General features: G+C 69.4%; 1 protein-coding gene. It reads right to left on the bottom strand.

From position 1 onward, the window contains the following. Positions 1-181: 181 nt before the first annotated feature. Positions 182-1,570, bottom strand: a complete 1,389-nt coding sequence (locus tag ACXAHD_RS32040) for an IS1380 family transposase (protein WP_281550639.1) — start codon at positions 1,568-1,570, stop codon at positions 182-184. Positions 1,571-1,665 lie beyond the last annotated feature (95 nt).

The following is a 1,665-nucleotide window of genomic DNA, read 5'->3' as shown; positions in this document are numbered from 1 at the left end:
AGCCTCGATCCACCGACGCGGTTGCCGCTGAATGTTGGTTGATCATTTCTGTATTGGGTGGTGCGGCGGGCGTGAGGGAGTCGCCGATCACGTGATCGGCTTGCTCCGAGGGTGAGTGTTCGGGGTGGAACGGGATTGTGGCCTGTGGTCGGGCCGCCTGGTTTCGGCTGGTGGGGTGTGGTCAGCCGGGTGCCGGCTGGACGGCGGTGAACAGGTTGTCGAACGCCGCCTGCCAGGGCCAGTACTCGGGCAGGTGTAGGTGGATGGTGCGGGCCCGGTGGGCGAGGCGGGCTGCGACGGTGATGATCCGGGTCCGGATGGTGGCGGGTCTGGCGGTCGACCAGGTGCCCGCGGCGAGGTGTCCGGCGGCGCGGGTGAGGTTGTGCGTGATCGCGGCGCAGGTCAGCCAGGCGTCGTTGGCGCTGAAGTGTCCGGAGGGCAGGTGGGCGAGGGGGCCGGCGATCAGGTCGGCGTTGACCTGCTCGATGATCGCGTGTTGCCGGTGCTGGGCTTCGGCCTGTACGAGGGTGTACGGGCTGTCGGTGAACACGGCGTGGTACCGGTAGGTCGGTAGGAGTTCGTCCTGGCCGGGGATCTGTTGCGGGTCGTCGCGGCGGACGCGGCGCACGATCAGCCGGGCGGTCGCCTCGTGTCGGGTGCCGGCGAACGCGGTGTACGTGGTTTCGGCGATCTGCGCGTCGGAGATCCACCGGCCGGCGTCTTCGTCCCGGACGGCCTGCGGATAGGTGATGTCGACCCACTGGTCGGCGGCGATGCCGTCGCACGCGGCGCGGATCTTCGGGTCGATGCGGCAGGTGACCGAGAACCGCACGCCACGACGCCGGCAGCCGCTGATCACCGTCTTGGCGTAGAACGCCGAGTCCGCTCGCACCATGATCTCCCCCGAAGCGCCGCATGCCCGGGCGGTCGTGATGGCCTCGGCGATCATGGTGGCGGCGCCCCGGGACGAGCCGGCGTTACCCGACCGCAGCCTCGTGGCGGCGATCACCGGCGCGGACAGCGGGGTGGACAGCGTCGCGACCAGGGGGTTGTAGCCGCGCAGGTAGACGTTGTAGCCGCCGACCTTGGCGTGGCCGAACCCGATGCCCTGCTTCTGCTTGCCGTACACCCGCCGCAGCATGGAGTCGATGTCCACGAAGCACAGGGTGTCGGCGCCGGTCAGGATCGGTGCCCGGCCGGTCAGACCGATCAGGGTGTCGCGGGCGGCGGCCTGTAACTGCCGTACGTGCCCGTGGGTGAACGTACGCAGGAACGACCCGAGCGTCGACGGCGCGTACACGCTGCCGAACAGCGACCGCATGCCACCGTGCCGGGCGATGTCGAGGTCGTCGATGCTGTCCGCGCCCGCGAGCATCCCCGCCACGACCGTGGCGACCTTCCCGGCGGGGTTCGCGCCCTTGTCCGTCGGCAGCCGCACCCGGTCGGCGACCGCGTCATGCAGACCGGCCTGCTCGGCCAGGCGCATCACCGGAACGAGACCGGCACACGACACCAGATTCGGATCGTCGAACGTCGCGCGCACCACCGGCGCGTCCTGGCGTATTCTCACCTGCGAGGTGCCCTCTCGAACCGAGCGATAGAAGCGTCAGAACTCCTATCCTTCCAGTTCAGAGGGCACTTTCTATAGCCGGGGTCCTGCCGGTC

This window comes from Micromonospora sp. ABR4_055 (assembly GCF_056160425.1).
This window is presented reverse-complemented; position numbering and strand designations above follow the sequence as displayed.